This window comes from Desulfallas sp. Bu1-1, assembly GCF_015594625.1.
Classification (GTDB): Bacteria; Bacillota; Desulfotomaculia; order Desulfotomaculales; family Desulfallaceae; genus JADNRQ01.
In genome coordinates, this window is sequence record NZ_JADNRQ010000002.1 from 132,480 (window position 1) to 151,698 (window position 19,219).

Consider the following 19,219-nt stretch of genomic DNA (forward strand, 5'->3'; position numbering starts at 1 on the left):
GGGATTTTAAATATCCCTACCTTTAATATTCGGTTATTTGGCAGCATACTTTAGAATTTGGTAACTATTTGTTGAAAAAACTTTTCAATAAATCAGCCGCGGTGCCTGTATTTGAAAGGGCGGTGATGTTTTCGTCCCTTACGGCCTGGTATAATTCGCTGCGCAAGATCAACAAGTTTTTGGGAGCATCAATGCCGATTTTCACACCGTCTTCCATGATCTCCAGGACGGTGATTTTGATGTCGTCACCCAGCATGACGCCCTGGTTTTTTTTGCGGGTCAGGACCAGCATTATTTCCCCTCCCCGCCACTAACTTTTCCCTCTTCCCCTTTTGTTGTTGACGATCCACCGGCGCCGGGGAAAAGGCGGTGTTTTGTTGTATAAGGCGAACCGGTCAGGATTACCTGCTTGCCCCTGTTCAGCCTGGTGTTGATCACTATGGGGGCCACCAGGTTGGCGGTGGCGCCGCCGGGGTTGTCCCCGGGCACCGTGATCACCGCCAGCACCAGCGCTTCCGAGGGGGTTTGCAGGTGCAGTTCCTCGATGTCGGAATCCGGGATTTCAAAGGAGTACCCCTGGAAAAATTTAAACGGGTCGATAACCAGCAGGGCAACCGCGGGGTCTTCCACTGCGTGCAGCCAGTGGAAGTCCTCCGCGCCTTCCACGGGAAGAATAAAGAAGCTGCGCAGTTGTTCAAAGCCGGGGATGCCTTTGGGAAAAATGATAACTTTTGTTTCGTCTATCTCCAAAACGCCAAAACGGGCGGAATTTATTTTCATCAGCTTTGCTCCTTTAGCCATAAAATTCTACCTTGAAATAAATTTTCAGGTGACCCTGATCAGGTCACCCGCACAAGTAACTCTCGCATTGTCATCTATAACCTATTTTAAGAAATTTAACAGGCTGGTTTGCATAATTCCCGCACCCACCGCTAAGGACGCGTTGTATGCCAGTTGCTGCTGGCTGTATTCTATGGACAGCCGGGCGATGTCCGCGGCTTCGATGTTGTCTAGGCTTTGGGTCAATTTGACTTCTTGATCAAGCAATTGTGTCTTTAAAGATTCAAAATGCTGGTAGCGGGCTCCCACGGCAACACGGTGCTGAAGCAGTTTATTCTTCTCTTTTTGCAGTTCACTTATACTAATTTGTAAATCGCTAGTTTTATTGCCCATTAACCGGTCCCTTAATTCAAATAGCACTTTAAAAATGCCCTCCCCTTGGGCGATACCATCGGCATCATATTGAAAAACAGTGTATACACGTGTAGTTGAGTCATATGTTCCTTTTCCAAACACACCGGCAGGAGCGTCGAGGTTAGTCGGATCATAAGTAATACCCGGCTCATCAATGCGGTAGAAGGTATTGGCCGCAACCTCGCGTGTTATTTCCTGAACGTTACCCTTATAAACTATCATGTCGCGACCTTTAGTGTCCTTTATACGTTCAAAGGGAGGGGCATCATTTTGGGTTCCGGCATAGATATATTTCCCGCCCACGGTTGAGTTGGCCAGATCCTTTACCTGGTCAATCAATTTGTCTATCTGCTCTCCTATAGCAATACGATCATTTTCATTATAAGTGTCGTTGGCGGCCTGAATGGCATATTCCAAGGCTTTGTCCAGCACATTCCCCAGGGTACCCATGGAAACGTCGCTCATTTCCAGGAATGACAACCCGTCATCTATATTTCTGTTGTACTGTTCATTGTAAGACAGCGTGGCTCTAATTTTCAGGAACTCGCCCATTACGTTCGGGTCGTCGCTGGGACGCAGGATACGTTTACCGGTGGAGAGCTGTTCCTGGCTGCGGGCCAGCTTACCCAAATTGCCCTGGATGCTGTTGAGCACTTGGCTGGCCATGTACCTGTTGGTAATCCTCATACTATAATCCTCCCGGGTTTTAGAACAAGCGGTTGATAATCACATCCAGCATACTGTCCAGGGTGTTGATCACCCTTGCGGAAGCCTGGAAGCCGTACTGGAACTGCACCATGCGGGTTAACTCTTCATCGATGGACACCCCGGAAACCGAATCCCGCAGGGCGATAATTTGTTTGCTGATGGCGGCCTGGTTCTCGGCCATACCGCCGGCGCTTTTGACACCACTGCCCACCTCGGTGACCAGCAGGCCATAATACTGTTCAAAAGTGTTACCTTTCAGGGCTGTAATGTTTTTATCCCTAAGGCTGGCAACATCACCGGCTTTTGTACCGTCAAGGTCGCCCGGGTTGTCACTAAGATCTTTGATTACCTTAAAGCTATGACTGCCCAAATCGCCTTCAAAAAAATGTTCGTCAACATCAAAAGAAGGATCATTGGAAGGATCGGTTGAGGGATCGGACGGATCATAATTGGCAGAAAACATCGTCTTGGCAATCTCTTCCTTCATTTTCACCGCCAGTTGGTTTAACATTGTTCTGAAATCGGTGACGTTTTGCCTGGCGTATTCCAACCCCAGCAGCGAACCGCCTTGTTGAGCGTCATCACATTTTTGAGTTAAATTTAAAGACGGTGCTGAAGGGTCTGTGCCGTATACCAGTTCCACTTCTTTAGCAGCGTTAAAACTTATATTAAATTGTTGCGGATTATTTATATCTATTTCAAAAGTAGAGTCAAATAAAAATATTTTAGTAATCTCACCCGTCGGGCTCCCCGGCAACGGAGCGCGTTCCACCTTTACCGGGGCATACTCGCTTAATTCTTCCAGCAGCTGGTCTCGATTATCAAGCAGGTCGTTGGGTTGCTGCCCCAGGGCATAGATTTTTTTAATTTGGGTCGTCAGATCACTAATCTGGGTAATTATATCGTTAATCCGGTTGACTTGGTCCGCCAGACTGCCCGCTAACCCTGTGCCAGGATCACTGGCAATGCTTTTCTCGATGTCTTCCAGCTGTTTATAGGTGGAGGACATCAGCGTAGCCAGTTCATTGCCCAGTTCCACCACCGCGGCCTTGGCGCCGTCATCCTGGGGATTGTTGTTCAAATTCATCCAGGCTTTAAAAAAGTCCACGATCCGGTCTCCAATGCCGGTCGTGGCGGGCTCGCCGAAAGCGGCCTCGGCCCTTTGCAAAAAGTTGATCTGGTCCTGCCAGTATCCTGTGGCGGTGACAGCCTGGCGCACCCCGTTGTCCAGGTACTCGTCCTTGATCCTGCGTATGCTGTCAACCCCTACCCCGCTGCCGAACTGCCCCGGGGTGACGGAACTGTTCAGGCCGGGGTTTGTATACGGGTCGGTCACCCTGATCACGGCCTCCTGGCGGGAGTAACCGGGGGTGCTGGCGTTGGCCAGGTTGTGTCCGGTGATGTCCAGCGCGTGCTGGTGCACTTTCAAGCCCCTCCGGGCGATCTCCAATCCGAAAAATGTTCCGGGCATGGTATCCCCGCTTTCTACACAGTTTTATCGAGCACGCCCGGCGGGCGGTCGCTCCGCTTCAACGCACCGCTGTGCTGATAGGTTTCTCCGCCGCCGGAGGCGATAATTTGCAGCAATGTTTCGTTAACCTGCATGGCCCGCCTGGTGAGCAGGCCGTTGATTTCGTTCAGGCTTTTCAATTGTTCAAAATCCTGTTTCAGTTCCAGTTGAAGTTCTTTAAGCCTGTCCCGCAGGGCTGCCGGGGCTCCGGGCAAAATGTCGCTCAGGGTCGCCCCCGGTTCCAGGCCCAATGCTTGCTCCAGCTTGCTTTGCACCTGCTCCCTTTGTTTGTCCAGCACGGCCATTTGCCCTGCCAGCCCGGTCAGTTTTTGTACCGCCGCCTGCAAGGACTGGATATCCACCTGGCGCAGGGCCCGGTTTTGAGCCCCGGAGGCCTTGATTTGTTCCTTGACCAGCTTGCCCTGGGCGGCCAGTATTTCAGCCAGTTCAAAAAAAAGAGGCTCCACGAATACAACTCCGCCTTTCGAAATCGTGTGTCCCAATCCAATGCTCCGTTCGCTCCGGAAAGCCACCGGATCGCCTGCCGCTGTTTATTTTGCAGTCAAATAAATTATCAGATATATTCGTCTATGTTCAATCCCCGGGAGTCCTGCATCTTATTGAGCAGCTCGCCGGCTTTTTCCGGTTCAAGCCTCTTTTTAGCGCCGGTCCAGGTGTTCAGCATTTCTATGAAGTCCTGTCCCGCACTGTTCTTTTTGTGCGCAAAACGCAGCGGCAAATCATACGCCTGTGAGGCATCGTTGAGCCGTTCCACCGTTTTGTTCAGCATGTCCCTGTTCAGCGCCGCCGCGGCATCGCTGTCGCTGACGGGTTTTTGCTGGTAGTCGGGCCGGCGCGATTCCTGCGCCTGCCGGGAGGCCACGTCATCGTGCGTGGCGTAGGATTGCAAACCACCCGCTGCTATTTTCACGGCATCCACCCCCGTCCAAAATTTTTATATCACCGGGAAGTTTAATTGATGACCGGTTAACCTTTTTGGCCTAGAACCGTGCCCGCCGCCCCCTCCCGGATCATCCCTTCGGCTATTTTTTCCTCAGAGATTGTGTAGGTTCCGTTGTTGATCCTGGCTTTGATCTCCTCAACCTTATCCTGCCGGATGCCGGGCATTTCCTTGAGCATGGCCCGGTAGGCAAGCATTTCCCTGGCCCCTGGTGATATTTCGGCCCGGTCCTGCTCGGGTTTCCCTTGTTCTTGCTTAATTTCCCTGTTTTTTTCGTTCCAGGTTTTATACAGGTCGATGACGCCCGGGCCCAGGTGAGTGATTTTCATGCGCTCACCGCCTTTGACAACGCATTGATTCTTAATTTGATATATCGGCAGTTGTGGCCGTTCACTTTAGGAATAAATTCTGCTTTTGTCAAACCATGCGCATTAACTCGCCGGCAATTTGCTGCAACGGCAGCACTTTTTCCGCCGCCCCCAGTTCAACGGCGGCCCTGGGCATGCCGTACACCACGCAGGTGCTCTCGTCCTGGGCGATGGTCCGCCCCCCTCGTTCCCTGATGGCCAGCATCCCCCGGGCGCCGTCCCGGCCCATGCCGGTCAGCAGCACGCCCACCGCCCGGCTGCCCGCCACCTGCGCGGCCGAATTCATCACCACGTCCACCGAGGGACGAAATCCGCCCGGCGGCACGGGCTTATTGCTCCTTTCCAGCGACACGCTGAGCCTGTCTCCATACCGGCGCAGGAACAGGTCATAACCCGCCGGCGCCACCAGCACCCGGCCCGGCAATACTCTGTCGCCGTGCTCGGCATGTTTTACTTCCATCCTGCACCTGCGGTTCAAATGCTCGGCCATCGGCCCGCTGAATCCCACCGGGATATGCTGCACCACCACCACGCCGCAGGGAAAATTGGCGGGTAGCGCCGGCAGCAGCGATTGCAGCGCCGCCGGCCCGCCGGTGGAGGAACCGACCACCACCAGTTCCACCCTGCCGGAAGCGGTCTTTTCCACCGGCGCGGCAGCCGGCGCCGGGCGGGCGGGCTTTATTCCCGGTTCGGGCCGGGGCGGCGCGGGCGCGGGCGTGGCCATGCACCTGCCCGGCGACGCCCGCCTGGCCACCCTGATTTTACGGGTTAGTTCCGCCGCCATTTTTTCTGCGCCGCCCGGCTTCACCGGCTTGGGCACAAAATCCACCGCGCCGGCGGCCAGCGCCTCCATGGTAACCCGGGCCCCCTCGGTTGTATGTGCGCTGAGCATGATTACCGGCACCGGGCACTGGCGCATCAGCCGGGTAACGGTTTCCACCCCGTTCAAACCCGGCATTTCCACGTCCATGGTCACCACGTCGGGCCGCAGGAGAGTCACCTTTTGGATGGCCTCTTCCCCGCCGGCGGCGGTGTCAATCACCTTGATGTCGGCCTGGGTTTCCAGCATGCGGGCGATGACCCGGCGCATCAGCGCCGAATCGTCCACCACCAGCACCTTAATTGGCTGCAGCATAGAATACGGCCTCCTCGGAGCCCGCGTTGCGCAGGAGGCTCCGCGCATCCACGATCAATGAAACCTTGCCGTCTCCCAGGATGGCCGCGCCGGCCAGCCCTTCCACCTGGCCGAGGTAGTCGCCCAGGGATTTGATTACGATTTCCTGTTCCCCGATCAATTTGTCCACTACGACGCCCAGTTTTCGCTCGCCCGACCCGATAATAACAATGTAGAGTTTGTCCCCGGCGGCCCCGGAATCGTGGTTGAAAATGTCGCCCAGGCGCCTTAGCGGGTACACCTGGCCGCGTACCACGATAACCTCGGAGTGTCTGATGTTTTTAATCTCGGTCCGTTTAATGTTCAGCGTTTCCACCACGTAAGCCAGCGGGAAGGCGTACACCCTGCCGCCGTGTTCCACCATCAGCGCCCGGATGATGGCCAGGGTCAGCGGCAGCTTGATGGAAAAGCGGGTTCCCTTGCCGGGCGTGGTTACGTATTCCACCGTCCCGTTAATGTTTTCAATCTGGGTGCGCACGATGTCCATTCCCACGCCCCGTCCGGAAATGTCGCTGACATCGTCCTCCGCAACCGTGGAAAATCCGGGCATGAAAATGAGGTCCAGGGCCTCCCGGTCGCTCATCCGCTCATACTGTTCCCGGCCGATGATGCCCGCCCGCAGGGCCTTGTCTTTTAGTTTTTGGGCGTCGATGCCTCTGCCGTCATCTTCCACGGTGATGACGATATGGCTTTCCACGTAGGACGCCTTGAGCTGGAGCAAGCCTTTCACCGGTTTGCCCAGGCGCTGCCTTTCCAGCGGGCTCTCGATCCCGTGATCGATGGCGTTTCTCAGCAAGTGGATCAGCGGGTCGCCGATCACTTCGATCACGTTGCGGTCCAGCTCGGTTTCCTTGCCTTCGATGACAAACTCCACTTCCTTGCCCAGTTTGTGGGCAATGTCCCGCACCATCCGGGGGAACCGGTTGAACACCTGGGCCACGGGCAGCATGCGGGCCTTCATGATTTCATGCTGCAGGTCGGTGGTGACCTGCCCCAGGTGACTTGATATTTCCAGGATGTCATCCGCCAGGTCGCCCGAGCCGTAATTGTGCTCAAATATTTCCACAAACCGGTCCAGCCTGGTGCGATCGATCACCAGTTCACCCACCAGGTTCATCAATTTATCCAGCTTCTCCACGTCAACCCGCACGGTTTTGATGGTTTTCTTTTCGGCCTTTCCGGGCCCGCCGGGCTGGGTTTCGGTACCGGCGCCGGCTAAGCCGGCGGAGAGCGCTTGCTTCTCCCGACCCCCGGTTTCCCGGGCCTGCTCCGGCAGCGCTTGTTCCTGCGCAATGTTGCTGGACTCGATCTGCTTTATGTATACATCTTTAATCTCGGCCACCGACAGGGCCAAGTTTTTAACCTGGTCGCCGTCCTGCCGGCTGATGATAACCAGGGCGATGTTATTGTCAAAATAACCGTTTTGTATATCCTCGGCGGGAGGATTGGTCCTGATGATTTCGCCGGCCTGTTCCAGGGTTTCGAACAGTAAAAAGGCGCGCACTTCCTTCATCTGGCAGTCTTCTTCAAAAACGACCTGCAGGCAGTAGGCGTGGTATCCCCTGAGTTCGGCCTCGTTGATTACGTCTTCCAGCACGCTGTCGATTTCTATATCCAATAGAGGCGATGCCGGGCCGCCCGGAAGCGGCAGTTCAAGCCCGGGCATTTCCTCAACAACCGCCGGGTCACCGGTTGAATCGTCACCGGAGCTTCCATTGTCCTTGATTTGTTTTATTTTTTGCAGCAGGGGGCCGATGTCGACCGATTTTTCAGCCCCGCCGACAATTTCTTCCTTCAGCTCCGTCAGCGTGTCCATGGCCTCAAAAAGGACATCCACCAGCCGGGCGCTGATCTCCAGGCGGTTGTGGCGAATCTCATCAAACAGGCTTTCAATTTCATGGGTCAATTCCGTCATTTTGTCATAACCCATCACGGCGGATGATCCTTTAATGGTATGGGCCGCCCGGAAAATCTCCTGGATCACTTCGGGTGTAACATGCTGCTGCTCGAGCAAAAGAATATTGTCATTGATTATCTGCAGCTTTTCTTCCAGTTCTTCCTGAAAAATCGCTATTTCCGCGTCGCTGAACATGCCTTCACCTCCTGAAAAACACCTATGCGCTTTCCTCCATCGCCTTTAAAACATCTAAATCCTGTTCGGACAGGAGCTTTTTCAAATTGATTAAAACAATCAAATTTTCGCCGTCCAGGATAATCCCCTCGAGGTAGTTCTGGTTGAGACTGATTGCCGTCGGCGCAGGATGGATCATATCCGGGGATATCTTTCTCACCTCGTAAACCGCTTCCACAATCAGCCCGAATTTTTGCCCGCCCACTTCCACAATCACTACCCGGTTGCTGTCGCTCCGCTCGCCGAGTTGAACGTTGAATAATTCGTGCAGGTTGATTACCGGTATGACCCTGCCCCTGATGTTGATGACACCCTCCACGTACACCGGGGCCTGGGGTATGGGAGTGATTTTTTCCAGCCGGATAATCTCGGAAACCGAGGAAATATCAATGCCGAAATACTGTTCAGTTATGGAAAACACCACAACTTGCAGATCATTTGTATTGCTTGCTCCAACAGCCAATCAAAACTCCTCCCATCAAATTTAAATTTTGGTTCATTCCATTTCTTCCTCTTCTTCACCACTGCGGTTGCGGGCCGACGGGTTAAGATAAGCCACCAGCCGCTCCCTGATTAAAATGGGGTTATACCCGGCCTGCAGAGACACAATGCCCTCCATCATCAACTGTTTCAACAGGATTTCCTTTTGACTGATGTTTGACAACTTGGAGGCCAGGGGCAGCCAGAGCACGTTGGCGCTGCCCACGCCGTACAACGTGGCCATAAAGGCGACGGCGATGGCGGGTCCCAGGTTTTCCGGGCTGGTGATGCTGCCCAGCACGTGCACCAGCCCCATCACCGTGCCGATGATGCCCATGGTCGGGGCGTAGCCCCCCGCCGCCTCAAAAATGCTGCTCCCGATGTGGTGGCGCTCCTCAATGGTGTATATCTCCACTTCCAAAATATTCTTGACCAGTTCCGGATCGGTGCCGTCGATCACCAGCTGCAGGCCTTTTTTTAGATAGGGGTCATCAATTTCCGGCAGGCGGTTTTCCAGGTGCAACAACCCCTCCCGCCTGGCTTCTTCGGCCATGGCTACAATGTCTTCAATTGCCTTGGCGGTGTCGTAAGGTTTGTTGCGCAGGGCCAGCATGATCAGTTGGGGCACAACTTTCAAATCCTGGGGGGCAAAGCTGAACATGGTTGCGCCAATGGTCCCGCCGAAAACAATCAGTGCGGCGCTGGGTTGAAACAGCGCGCCCAGGTGGCCGCCTTCCCACACAAACCCGGCAATTAAAGAACACACGCCCACCACAAAACCGATAATTGTCGCTAAATCCATTTGGTAGATCATTCCTTTGTCCTAATATTAAAACCTTTATTTAATGTGTGCTTAAAGGGGCAGCCAGCGGGGCGGTTTCCCCGCGGATATTCGTCTCCCCGCCATTGTCTCCCGCCTTACCGGCGGCTTGCGGTTCGGCGTCGGCAAACTTGCTTCTCAATATCACCAGGTTCACCCGGCGGTTTAGCTGGCGGTGATAATCGCTGTCGTTGGGTACGGCGGGCCTGTATTCGCCGTATGCCGCGGCGGATAATTTTTGCGGTGTGAACCGGTGCTGGTTGATGAGTTCCTGCACCACGTTGGTGGCCCTTGCCGCGGACAATTCCCAGTTGGAGGGGAATTCAGCAGTATGAATCGGCAAGTTATCCGTATGCCCCTCGATGCGGATATAATTAGGGGTATCCTTCAGGATCGGCGCCACTTTGCCCAGGATTTCCCTTGCCTGCGGTGTGAGCCGGGCGGAGCCGGATTCAAAAAGCACATCTTCCTGGAAACTTAAAACAATACCCCTCTCTTCCGTGGTTACCGATATCCGGGCGGAAAGGCCGTTTTCATTTATGTAATTTTCCAGCCTCTCCTTTAACTGGTTCAGCTGCGCTTGCTCTACCACATCCTGTACCTGTTCCGGCGGGCTGCCCGGCACCACCGCCGGCCCCGGGCTTTCCAGCACCATGCCGCCGGCGCCGAAAACCGCGGCCAGCGATTCGGCCAGGGTCTTGAACTTGGCTACGTCAACCTTGCTTAAAGCGTACATGACAATAAAAAAGATCATCAGCAGCGTAATTAAATCGGCATAGGTGATTAACCAGCGCTCGTGGTTCGGTTTTGATTTTTTCATCCTGGCGCGTCTTTGGATCATTGCACTACCCCTTAAATATTAACTAACCAATTAAAACAAAACAATGTCTCCGTCTTCATTGATTCTTGCCCGCACCATGCTGTAATCTTCGTTGGCGGTAAATACACGGGGGCCAATTTGCAACACCGACCCGTTATACACTATTTTAGCCTTGATTACGCTGCCCTCTTCGGTGCGGGCGAGCGTCCTGACGCCCATGGGGCCCCCTATTTCACCCACCGTGATATTGCCCCGGGCATATATTTCCCCGCCCCTGAACACGCCCTTGATATCAACGGCGCCGCAAGCATGCAACCTGGAATTAAACGCCCCCTGCCCGGTGATTTTAATGTTGCCGGTGGCCGTCACTTCCGAATTCCACACGCTGTTTACTATGACGTGGGATGGTTTGCGATCCGACAAGTCAAAGTAGTTGATCGCATTTTCCAGGCTCTTTTTAATACCTTCCAGGTTTTTTAATGATAATGCCTTGATTCCGGTAATGTCGCTTAATGCCCAGGCAACTTTCTGCAATTCTTCGGGCGGGTTCTGGCTTTGCTTTTTTACTAAATCACAAAAATCCTGAACCTGTTTGTTGAAATGTATGAATTTTTTATCCAGCAAGGCCATAATCACCTGGCCGTACTCGACATGACGGTTATTATCCTTCAGCTTGCTTAGAAACTGCGCCGCTGCAACGTCCAGGTTGCGCACCGCCTGGTCAATTTCCCGCAGCCTGTTCTCTATATCGCTGAAAGATGCTATCATGCCGCCGGCGGTGATCTTGCCGGCGGTAATCACCTTCATTACTTCCAGGTTGCCCCCGACATTAATGGTGGAGCGGGAAACAAACCCGGCCACTTTCAGGTTGCCCGTTACATCCACGATCATGTTTTCAGTAACGTTTCCCGTGACAAAAACATCGCCATGGAAGCGCAAATTGCCCGACTTGATGTCAACGTCGCCTTCATGCTGGTAAACGGCATCCACACCCACGATTACGCTTCTGCCCTGTTTTTTTACCCAGGGGCGCCCGTTAACGGCGCTGCTCACCGCTTTACCGTCCGGCGCCAGGGAAGCTCCCTTGCCCGCCCTTAACGACAACTCCACAACTTTGCGGGCCGGGATAACCTGACCGGTAACCGTAATGCCGTCTTCCCCCTTGACCATGGGGTGATATACCGCCAGCACGGTATTGGCGCTTACCGACGGGACATTAAAAATTTCACGAAAATCAATATTTTTTTCATCCTGTAAATGCGCGGCGGGGGCCCGGCTTGTAAACAGGTATTCAACATACCCGTCCCGGCCTTCCCTGGGGGGCTTGCCTTCGGCGATCAAAAACGTGCCCCTGCGCGGGCTGCTGAGTAGTTCATTGATCAATTGTTGATTAACGCCGTATTTAATGCCTTTTTCCCGCAGCAGGTCGTGCAAAACGCTTTCGTTTAAAGATTCCACCTCTCTAATGGTGATCATCGCCTTTAATTTGTCATCCGTGATTACCAGGGTTACACTACCGTCCGAATCACTCATGCCGCCACCCCCGCTTCTGGTATAAGGTTTATAAAGTAGTATAATTTTCTACAAATAGTGTTCATATCCTGCAAATATACGGCCTATTTTCACCCGGAATGATAATATCTAAATGCGGAACCGGAGCCTTTTTGGCTTCCTAATTGAAATATCGGCGAAAACGGTACTGTACTTGAGGAACTGAAAATGCGCATGTTATACCATTAAGGTACCGGTCTGAAATGCTGACAAAATGCCCGATCGGCCGCCCGCGTAGAACGGGTGCCCCCCAGTTTAACCTGAACCCTCGGCGCGTTGCATTTCATATTGTTGTTAAAGCGACACTCTTCGATAAAACAATTGATCCTGTACATCATCAGCACCCCGGTTCTCCAAAATTAAACCGGTATTCGCCGGTTACCGAAAAAAATATTGTAATTATTAATATAAGTCAGCAGAATATTATTATACAGAGAAGTCGGTTACAGATTTTAATTGCCGGAGTGATTCCAATGCATGTTAAACTAATACCCGTTGCCGCCGCGGCTGATCGTGACGTGTTCGAGGGAACCACCGCGGTGGTTTTTGATGTTTTGCGCGCCACCAGTACCATTGTAACGGCCCTGGCGGCGGGTTACCGGCGTATTTATCCGGTTGCGGAGGAAAGCGCGGCGCTGGCGCTTGCCCACAAGCATGGTTACGCGCTGGCCGGAGAGCGCGGCGGGAGAAAGATACCGGGGTTTCCGCACGGCAATTCCCCGCTTGAATTCTGGCCCGGCGACGGGAAGGAAAGTGAGGCCCTTGTACTCACCACCTCCAACGGAACAGGAGCCATCCAAATGGCCTCCGGCGCCGCCAGAGTACTGACCGGCTCCTTGCTCAATGCCCGGGCGGCCGCGCTGGCGGCCTTGAAGGAAGGGCGGGACATTTTGCTGGTCTGCGCCGGTACGGGTGGCGCTTTTTCCCTGGAAGACGCCCTGGGCGCGGGGTTCGTTCTAGCCGAATTGATCCGCGCTACAGGCGAAACCCCGCCCATGGACGACTTGGCCATGGCCGCATACAGGCTGTCCATCTTTTACGGCAACGACCCGCTGGGCGGCCTGCTGGACAGCCGGCACGGTCAAAGGCTGCTGGCCTTGGAGTGCGAGGATGACCTGCGCTGGTGCGCGCAGCTCAACAAGTTCAATATAGCCCCGGTTTTTATGCACGATCATATTTATGTCCCCTAAACGGGCACAAAAAAATTCCGGCATAACTGTGCCGGAATCAAAGCCCCATCGGGTTTTACTGGTGGGGCTAGCTGGTTTCGAACCAGCGACCTCTTGAATGTGAGTCAAGCGCTCTCCCGCTGAGCTATAGCCCCGTTAAACATTTTATAGTTTATCACATTATCTTTGCTATTGCAAGGAAAAATTATTGGTTTTTATTTTATTGCAATTGCATTTTTAAGGTCATGAGCTGACAGGTTTCGGCGGCGTGTTGAAAAATCTGGGCATGGGCCTGGGCTGCCGCAGCGCCAAGCAGATGATGCATTCCGATGTATTGCCCAAAGTCAATGCCGGTAAATGCATCGCCTGCGGCATGTGCACCGAGTGGTGTCCCGCCGCCGCCATCAACGTCAAGGAGCATGCCGCCATTGATGAGAAGGTGTGCTGGGGCTGCGGCGAATGCACAGTCACCTGCCCGGAGGGAGCGATTAAAATCAACTGGAAGACGACGCCCGGCGCGTTGCAGGAAAAAATTGTGGAGTATACCATGGGCGTGTTGAAAAACAAGCAAAACAAAGCCGCACATATCTCGTTCATCATGAACGTATCTCCGGAATGCGACTGCTGCACTTATAACGACGCCCCCATCGTCCGGGATATCGGCATAGCCGCCTCCCTTGACCCCGTGGCCCTGGACCAGGCCTGCATCGACCTGGTCAACGGCGAGAAAGCGCTGAGCGGTTCCCGCCTGGGGGAAAATCCCGGTGTAGAGGATAAATTCGCCGCCCTGCACAATAATGTGGACTGGTCGGTGCAGTTGTCCTATGGCGAACAGATGGGGCTTGGTACCAGAAAATACCAGCTGGTCAAAATTTAAATCCCGTTAATCGTCTTCGCCCTTGATCACGGCCAGCGGCGCTATCCTGGCGACTTTTTTGGTGATGCCGGCCTCAACCAGCGTCTCGACCACCTGGCTGATGGGCTTGTAGGCCTGGGGCGCTTCGTCCAGCAGTTTGCCCAGGTTGCCTTCGTTAAACACAACGCCTTCCATGGATTTCCTGAAATCCTCCCGGGATACGGTTTTTCTGGCCTCCCGCCGGGAAAGTACCCTGCCCGCCCCGTGGTTGACGGAACAAAGGGTTTCCCGGGCCAGGTCCGTACCCACAACCACGTACGAATCCGAACCCATGCTACCCGGAATAATCGCCGGGTGCCCTGTTTGCCGGTAAACGGGCGGGTTGTCCGGGTGCAGCGAGGGCAGAGCCCTGGTGGCCCCCTTCCGGTGCACCAGTATGGTGCGCCTGAAGTGGTCTTCGTACTTGGCTATGTTGTGGGCCACATCATAAACGGTGCGTAAAGTCCACTTGCTTCCCGCAATTTTTTCCAGGGCCATGCGCGCATCAAAGGCGATCAGCTGGCGGTTGGCAAAAGCGAAATTAACCGCGCTGCGCATGGCCCCGAAATATTTTTGGCCCTCCGGCGAACCCGCGGGAACGCAGGCTAAACCCTTTGCCGGCAGTTGGATACCGTATTTTGCCGCGGCGTTGACCATGATTTGGCTGTAGTCGGTGCAGACCTGGTGGCCCAGCCCCCTGCTGCCCGTATGGATCATAACGGTAACGGCGTCCCGGGACAACCCGAAATCCCGCGCGGCCTCCCGGTCGTAAACTTCGGCCACGTAACCCAGCTCAATAAAATGGTTGCCCCCGCCCAGGGTGGACAGTTGGCCGGTTCGAGAAAGGGCCTTTTTGCTCAACGCGCCGGGATCGGCTCCGGCCATGCACCCGCACTCCTCGATATATTGTTCCTCGCCCCGGTATCCATACCCCCGCCGAATCAGTTCGGCGGCGCCGCCAACCAATACGGCTTCAATATCCAGTTCGGCATGTTTTGATTTTTTCCCCACGCCGCAGGGTACCAGTTCTTCGATCTGTTGGGTGTATCGCTTTAAAAAATCACGGTTTATTTCATGCCGGGTCCAGTTGCCCACCAATAGCCGCACCCCGCAATTGATATCCATACCCACCGCCCCGGCGGAAACCGCACCTTCATCACCACAGGTGGCCATTACTCCACCGATGGGCAGGCCGAACCCGGTATGAATATCCGGCAGGCCGATCACCGGGTGGCACACCCCGGGCAGGCAAGCCCCGTTGACCAGCTGTTGAATTGCTTCATCTTCTATATACCGGAGTAAGGCGGCGCTTAAATAGATATTTACATCCACCCGCATTTTGTCCCTTTGCCGGATGATATAGCGGTTCACCCCGCAGGACTCGATCATGTTTTTCATTGTTCCAACCCTGCCTTCAAACTGTTTTGTTTCCTCATTTATTGTAATGTTCTTCCGGCGCGGCGCAAAGAAAAAATGATAAAAAACCGCCCGCAGGCGGTTTCGTTTATATTAAGTTTTACCAGGTAAAAGTAAAAGAATCCAAAATTCTGCTGACCGGGCGGGATTGCAAGAATTTATTCGGCACCCATGATTCAAAGAAGTACAGGGCTCCGTTTGTGGGGTCCCAGCCGTTCAAAGCGTCCATCGCGGCCCGCCTGCCCGATTCGCTGGCGGGGTTGTTGATCCAGCCGTTGAGCACGGGTTCAAACTGGTATCTACCCGTCTCGTCCACCTGGTATACAACCCCCCGGATGGTGTTGGGAAACAGGGGGCTGTCCACCCGGTTTAAAACCACCGCACCCACGGCCACCTGGGTTTCGTATGACTCCGAGTCGGCTTCGGCGGTAATAATGCGGGCCAGCAAATCAAAGTCGTAAGCGCTGATTCCGCCTCCCCTGCTGACCGGGACATACCCGCCCGTTCTAGAATTGGATGGTATGTAAAGAACCTGGCCCGGATAAATGACGTTGCTGCCGAGCCGGTTGGCCTGCCTGATCCGGCTGTAATCGACGCCGAATTTTTTACCGATTAAATATAATGTGTCACCCTTTTGCACGGTATACTTGAAAGGGATGACGATTTTCTGGCCGGGGGTGATTTGATCCGACCAAAGATTGTTGGTGTAGCGCAGGGCAAACTGGTCCACTCCATACCAGTTGCTGATTTTATAAATGGTATCGCCCCGGCTGACCGTGTGCACTTGCGCCATGGTAACCGCTGGAAACACCAGCACCAGCGCCGGTATCAGCAGCAAAAAAAATAGCTTTCCCTTGATGTATTTACTCATGCTGTCGGTAACATACCCTCCTTGGCTTTAAGTTGTCGGTTACATTATACAAGCTTACCGGTTAAATGGCCAAGGAGTAAATTTTGGAAAAAAATCAGTGCGGCTTGTTTTCCCCCGGTTTATACATTTTTTCGTTGATATGGTCCACCAGGAGCATGGTTGAAAATACATGGTAAATCCGGATGACCACGCTTTCCACTGAGCCGTCCAGCGTGTTCAGCCGCTCCTTGAATACCGGGCGAAAGCCGTAACGTGTTTCCAGTAGTCGCATGAACGATTCAATGATCTTCTCCCGTGTTTCTTCACCGCCCACGTCCCGCCAGGGCATGAACGGGTCTTTGACCTGATTGCGGGTGTGCCGGTTCACCTCTTCGATAAACCAGTCCCGGAACTGGTTGAATAAAGGCCGCTTGCTGCTGAAGCTCTGTTCCATGTTACTTCCCTCCTTTCATTTATGACTGCAGGCGCTTGTATAGCAGGTAGGAGTAAACCACGAGGATAACCGCCGCCAGCACCAGGGGGATAAAAATCTGGCGATCCGGTGGCATCAATCGTTCGTTTCGCAATTTTACCCTTGAGGCCGGTGATGCTTGTAGTAAGTCCGCCGGATCGCCTGTAACTGTGGTATGTAATTTTGCAATAAATCACTTTTAATGCCGGTATTTAATCATTGATCGATTCCGAGAAACCTGCGCATCAGCGCGGGGCCGTTCGCCAGCGCAATCCCGGCGGCAGCCGCTGTTGACTCGCAATAAGTTCTATCTGTGAAGACCTGTTTCCCGCTGTCCAGCAGGGCAAAAGGCACCGGCTCGGGTGTATGGGTTTTGATGCTGAGCGGCGTCGGGTGATCCGGCAGCAGCATAATCCGGTAGGCCTTAAATTCGCCCAGTCCGTCCAGTAACGTACCCAGCACCTGGCGGTCTATTTCTTCGATGGCCCTGACCTTGGTTTCAGTGTCGCCGTGGTGGCCGGCCTCGTCCGGAGCCTCCACGTGCAGGTAGACAAAATCCGCCCCTTCCCGGAGCGCCCCCAGCGCGGCCTCGGCCTTGCCTTTAAAGTTGGTGTGGATGTTGCCCGTGGCGCCGGGCACCGTTACCACCTTGAGCCCCGCACAGATGCCGATGCCCATGATCAGGTCCACCGCGGAAATGACTGCACCTTCCAGCCCGTACAACTCCTTGAACGGCGGCAGTGATGGCTTTTTGCCCTGGCCCCACAGCCACACCGAATTGGCCGGGCACAGGCCCCTTTGGACGCGGGAACGGTTGACCGGGTGGTCCTTTAATATGCCGTAACTTTGCTGCATGATGCCAAGTAATACGTCCCCGCCCTCGCCCCGGGGCAGATATTCCCCAACCACACGGCCCGAAATATCGTGGGGCGGGGTCAAAACCGTTTCTTCCGGCCCTCCCCGCCAGACCATCAGGTGGCGGTAGCTGATCCCCGGGTAAAACTGTCTTTCCCCGTCGCCCAGTTCCGCTTCCACAGCGCCGATCAGCTCGCGCGCCTCCGAGCTTGTGATTTCGCCCGCGCTGTAGTCGATCATTTGTTTATCCGCGTAATTTTCCTCACCCGACAGCGTCACCAGGTTACAACGAAAGGCCACATCCCGGTCGCCCAGGGTCACCCCCATGCTCACCGCCTCCAGCGGCGAGCGCCCGGTGTAGTATTTTTCCGGGGCGTAGCCCAGCACCGAAAGGTTGGCCACGTCGCTGCCCGGCTGGAAACCGTCCGGCACGGTTTTCACCAGGCCCACTTCCCCCCGGGCGGCCAGCAAGTCCATGTTGGGGGTCCGGGCATACTGCAGCGGCGTCCGGTTGTTTAATTCGGGGCGGGGATAATCGGCCATCCCGTCCCCGACAATAACGATATATTTCACCTGACCACCTCCGTTTGCGGGCGCGCGCTTCAAGCGCAGCAGTTGCAGTGCCCGGCCTTCTCCAGCCCGAACTTTTTGTGCAACACCTTGACCGCCTTTTCCGCCTCGCTGTTCTTGACGATACAAGAAATCTTAATGTCCGAGGTGGAAATCATCTCAATATTGATATTTTCATCCGCCAGGGCGCCGAACATCATCGCCGCCACGCCGGGGTTTTGGGTCATGCCGGCCCCCACCACGGAAACCATGGCCACGTGAGCGTCGTGGGTGTAACCGTTCGCCCCCACCACCCTGATGATTTCCTCGATGGTTTCCAGGGATTTGCGCAGGTCATCCTGGGCCACGGTAAACGAAATGTCATTGACGCCCTCGCGCATGGAACTTTGCACGATCATGTCCACGTTAATATTATTATCGGCCAGCATTTTAAACACCATGTAAGCGATGCCGGGCTGGTCGGGCACGCCGAAAATGCCCAGCTTGGCCACGTTTTTATTGCAGGTGACTCCGGTGACAAACAAACCCTTCTCCATTTCGCCTTCCTCCTTTACGATGGTGCCCGGATTGTCGTTGAAACTGCTCCGGACGTGCAACGGTATACCGTACAACTTGGCGCACTCAACGGCCCGGGGGTGCAGTACCGCCGCGCCCAGGTGGGCCAGTTCCAGCATTTCATCGTAGGTGATGGATTCCAGTTTGCGCGCTTCGGGAACCACTCTGGGGTCGGTGGTATAAACCCCGTCGACGTCCGTGAAAATCTCGCACAGGTCGGCCTGCAGCGCGGCCGCCAGGGCCACGGCGGTGGTGTCGGAACCGCCCCGCCCCAGCGTGGTGATATCGTTGTGTTCGTTGATACCCTGGAAGCCGGCCACCACCACAATTTTACCTTCATCCAGCTCGGCCCTTAGCCGCGTGTTGTCAATATCTGTAATGCGCGCCTTGGAATATATGTCATCGGTCTTGATGCCCGCCTGCGGCCCGGTCAGCGAAATGACCCCGGCCCCCAGGTTCTTGATGGCCATGGCCAGCAAAGCTATGGATACCTGCTCGCCGGTGGACAGCAGCATATCCATCTCCCTGGGTGAGGGATTGTCGGTTATTTCCCGGGAAAGCCGGATCAGGTCGTCGGTGGTGTCGCCCATGGCGGAAACCACCACCACCATCCGGTTGCCCTCCCGCTGCTTTTGCACGACCCGCCGGGCCACGTTTTTAATCCGGGAGGCGTCTCCCACCGATGTGCCGCCATATTTTTGTACAATCAACATGTTTCTT

General features: G+C 54.6%; 20 protein-coding genes, 1 tRNA gene and 1 pseudogene. 2 read left to right on the plus strand and 20 right to left on the minus strand.

Going from position 1 to position 19,219, the window contains the following annotated elements:
• Window positions 1-64 precede the first annotated feature (64 nt).
• The 14 genes from csrA to IT084_RS18965 form a co-directional block, all read right to left on the minus strand.
• The gene (gene csrA, locus IT084_RS03205) at window positions 65-292 is read right to left on the minus strand and encodes a carbon storage regulator CsrA (RefSeq protein WP_195711067.1); all 228 of its coding nucleotides are present in this window, start codon (window positions 290-292) and stop codon (window positions 65-67) included.
• Window positions 292-780: a flagellar assembly protein FliW gene (fliW, locus tag IT084_RS03210; protein WP_195711068.1), complete on the minus strand. Its 489-nt coding sequence runs from the start codon at window positions 778-780 to the stop codon at window positions 292-294. Before fliW ends, csrA begins: the two co-directional genes overlap by 1 nt.
• Before the next feature lie 102 nt (window positions 781-882).
• Complete coding sequence (flgL, locus tag IT084_RS03215) at window positions 883-1,881, minus strand: flagellar hook-associated protein FlgL (RefSeq protein ID WP_195711069.1); 999 nt, start codon at window positions 1,879-1,881, stop codon at window positions 883-885.
• Between the two features lie 19 nt (window positions 1,882-1,900).
• Window positions 1,901-3,373: a flagellar hook-associated protein FlgK gene (flgK, locus tag IT084_RS03220; RefSeq protein WP_195711070.1), complete on the minus strand. Its 1,473-nt coding sequence runs from the start codon at window positions 3,371-3,373 to the stop codon at window positions 1,901-1,903.
• A gap of 14 nt (window positions 3,374-3,387) precedes the next feature.
• The gene (locus IT084_RS03225) at window positions 3,388-3,879 is read right to left on the minus strand and encodes a flagellar protein FlgN (RefSeq protein WP_195711071.1); all 492 of its coding nucleotides are present in this window, start codon (window positions 3,877-3,879) and stop codon (window positions 3,388-3,390) included.
• 107 nt (window positions 3,880-3,986) lie between these two features.
• Complete coding sequence (locus IT084_RS03230) at window positions 3,987-4,343, minus strand: flagellar protein FlaG (protein WP_195711072.1); 357 nt, start codon at window positions 4,341-4,343, stop codon at window positions 3,987-3,989.
• 56 nt (window positions 4,344-4,399) lie between these two features.
• On the minus strand, window positions 4,400-4,702 hold the full coding sequence (gene flgM / locus IT084_RS03235; RefSeq protein WP_195711073.1) for a flagellar biosynthesis anti-sigma factor FlgM: 303 nt from the start codon (window positions 4,700-4,702) through the stop codon (window positions 4,400-4,402).
• An 88-nt stretch (window positions 4,703-4,790) separates the two neighbouring features.
• Complete coding sequence (locus tag IT084_RS03240; protein ID WP_395879346.1) at window positions 4,791-5,876, minus strand: chemotaxis response regulator protein-glutamate methylesterase; 1,086 nt, start codon at window positions 5,874-5,876, stop codon at window positions 4,791-4,793.
• Window positions 5,860-8,007, minus strand: a complete 2,148-nt coding sequence (locus IT084_RS03245; RefSeq protein WP_195711075.1) for a chemotaxis protein CheA — start codon at window positions 8,005-8,007, stop codon at window positions 5,860-5,862. The genes IT084_RS03240 and IT084_RS03245 overlap by 17 nt, the downstream gene beginning before the upstream one ends.
• Before the next feature lie 22 nt (window positions 8,008-8,029).
• Window positions 8,030-8,509 (minus strand): chemotaxis protein CheW, encoded by a 480-nt coding sequence (locus IT084_RS03250; protein WP_195711077.1) that lies wholly within the window; start codon window positions 8,507-8,509, stop codon window positions 8,030-8,032.
• Between the two features lie 33 nt (window positions 8,510-8,542).
• Window positions 8,543-9,328, minus strand: coding sequence for a flagellar motor protein (locus IT084_RS03255; RefSeq protein WP_195711079.1), 786 nt, complete (start codon window positions 9,326-9,328; stop codon window positions 8,543-8,545).
• Window positions 9,329-9,368: 40 nt separating this feature from the next.
• Window positions 9,369-10,187 carry a flagellar motor protein MotB gene (locus tag IT084_RS03260; RefSeq protein ID WP_195711081.1) on the minus strand — a complete coding sequence of 273 codons (819 nt, stop codon included), beginning with the start codon at window positions 10,185-10,187 and terminating at the stop codon, window positions 9,369-9,371.
• Between the two features lie 30 nt (window positions 10,188-10,217).
• On the minus strand, window positions 10,218-11,699 hold the full coding sequence (locus IT084_RS03265; protein ID WP_195711083.1) for a DUF342 domain-containing protein: 1,482 nt from the start codon (window positions 11,697-11,699) through the stop codon (window positions 10,218-10,220).
• 203 nt (window positions 11,700-11,902) lie between these two features.
• A complete protein-coding gene (locus IT084_RS18965; protein WP_395879398.1) occupies window positions 11,903-12,055 on the minus strand; it encodes a DUF1540 domain-containing protein in 153 nt (50 codons plus the stop codon).
• Between the two features lie 135 nt (window positions 12,056-12,190).
• On the opposite strand from IT084_RS18965, the gene IT084_RS03275 reads away from it, so the two are divergent.
• On the plus strand, window positions 12,191-12,907 hold the full coding sequence (locus IT084_RS03275) for a 2-phosphosulfolactate phosphatase (protein ID WP_195711088.1): 717 nt from the start codon (window positions 12,191-12,193) through the stop codon (window positions 12,905-12,907).
• Window positions 12,908-12,966: 59 nt separating this feature from the next.
• Here the strand turns inward: IT084_RS03275 and IT084_RS03280 are convergent.
• Window positions 12,967-13,041: transfer RNA gene (locus IT084_RS03280), tRNA-Val, on the minus strand.
• 86 nt (window positions 13,042-13,127) lie between these two features.
• On the opposite strand from IT084_RS03280, the pseudogene IT084_RS03285 reads away from it, so the two are divergent.
• A pseudogene (locus IT084_RS03285) lies at window positions 13,128-13,763 on the plus strand (DUF362 domain-containing protein); the annotation flags it as partial.
• A gap of 6 nt (window positions 13,764-13,769) precedes the next feature.
• Here IT084_RS03285 and IT084_RS03290 read toward each other — a convergent pair.
• The 5 genes from IT084_RS03290 to IT084_RS03310 all read right to left on the minus strand — a co-directional run bounded on the left by IT084_RS03290 (window position 13,770) and on the right by IT084_RS03310 (window position 19,212).
• Window positions 13,770-15,179 (minus strand): RtcB family protein, encoded by a 1,410-nt coding sequence (locus tag IT084_RS03290; protein WP_195711090.1) that lies wholly within the window; start codon window positions 15,177-15,179, stop codon window positions 13,770-13,772.
• A 118-nt stretch (window positions 15,180-15,297) separates the two neighbouring features.
• Window positions 15,298-16,068, minus strand: coding sequence for a LysM peptidoglycan-binding domain-containing protein (locus IT084_RS03295; protein WP_195711092.1), 771 nt, complete (start codon window positions 16,066-16,068; stop codon window positions 15,298-15,300).
• 94 nt (window positions 16,069-16,162) lie between these two features.
• Entirely contained in the window at window positions 16,163-16,501 is a 339-nt protein-coding gene (locus tag IT084_RS03300) for a hypothetical protein (protein WP_195711094.1), read from the minus strand.
• 234 nt (window positions 16,502-16,735) lie between these two features.
• Window positions 16,736-17,947: a cofactor-independent phosphoglycerate mutase gene (locus IT084_RS03305; RefSeq protein ID WP_195711096.1), complete on the minus strand. Its 1,212-nt coding sequence runs from the start codon at window positions 17,945-17,947 to the stop codon at window positions 16,736-16,738.
• A 29-nt stretch (window positions 17,948-17,976) separates the two neighbouring features.
• Window positions 17,977-19,212 carry an aspartate kinase gene (locus IT084_RS03310; protein WP_195711098.1) on the minus strand — a complete coding sequence of 412 codons (1,236 nt, stop codon included), beginning with the start codon at window positions 19,210-19,212 and terminating at the stop codon, window positions 17,977-17,979.
• Window positions 19,213-19,219: the final 7 nt, after the last annotated feature.

Coding starts and splice junctions, on each gene's coding strand:
- csrA (WP_195711067.1), bottom strand. CDS start 292: ATGCTGGTCCTGACCCGCAAAAAAAACCAGGGCGTCATGCTGGGTGAC.
- fliW (WP_195711068.1), bottom strand. CDS start 780: ATGAAAATAAATTCCGCCCGTTTTGGCGTTTTGGAGATAGACGAAACA.
- flgL (WP_195711069.1), bottom strand. CDS start 1,881: ATGAGGATTACCAACAGGTACATGGCCAGCCAAGTGCTCAACAGCATC.
- flgK (WP_195711070.1), bottom strand. CDS start 3,373: ATGCCCGGAACATTTTTCGGATTGGAGATCGCCCGGAGGGGCTTGAAA.
- flgM (WP_195711073.1), bottom strand. CDS start 4,702: ATGAAAATCACTCACCTGGGCCCGGGCGTCATCGACCTGTATAAAACC.
- IT084_RS03240 (WP_395879346.1), bottom strand. CDS start 5,876: ATGCTGCAGCCAATTAAGGTGCTGGTGGTGGACGATTCGGCGCTGATG.
- IT084_RS03245 (WP_195711075.1), bottom strand. CDS start 8,007: ATGTTCAGCGACGCGGAAATAGCGATTTTTCAGGAAGAACTGGAAGAA.
- IT084_RS03255 (WP_195711079.1), bottom strand. CDS start 9,328: ATGGATTTAGCGACAATTATCGGTTTTGTGGTGGGCGTGTGTTCTTTA.
- IT084_RS03260 (WP_195711081.1), bottom strand. CDS start 10,187: ATGATCCAAAGACGCGCCAGGATGAAAAAATCAAAACCGAACCACGAG.
- IT084_RS03265 (WP_195711083.1), bottom strand. CDS start 11,699: ATGAGTGATTCGGACGGTAGTGTAACCCTGGTAATCACGGATGACAAA.
- IT084_RS18965 (WP_395879398.1), bottom strand. CDS start 12,055: ATGATGTACAGGATCAATTGTTTTATCGAAGAGTGTCGCTTTAACAAC.
- IT084_RS03275 (WP_195711088.1), top strand. CDS start 12,191: ATGCATGTTAAACTAATACCCGTTGCCGCCGCGGCTGATCGTGACGTG.
- IT084_RS03290 (WP_195711090.1), bottom strand. CDS start 15,179: ATGAAAAACATGATCGAGTCCTGCGGGGTGAACCGCTATATCATCCGG.
- IT084_RS03295 (WP_195711092.1), bottom strand. CDS start 16,068: ATGAGTAAATACATCAAGGGAAAGCTATTTTTTTTGCTGCTGATACCG.
- IT084_RS03300 (WP_195711094.1), bottom strand. CDS start 16,501: ATGGAACAGAGCTTCAGCAGCAAGCGGCCTTTATTCAACCAGTTCCGG.
- IT084_RS03310 (WP_195711098.1), bottom strand. CDS start 19,212: ATGTTGATTGTACAAAAATATGGCGGCACATCGGTGGGAGACGCCTCC.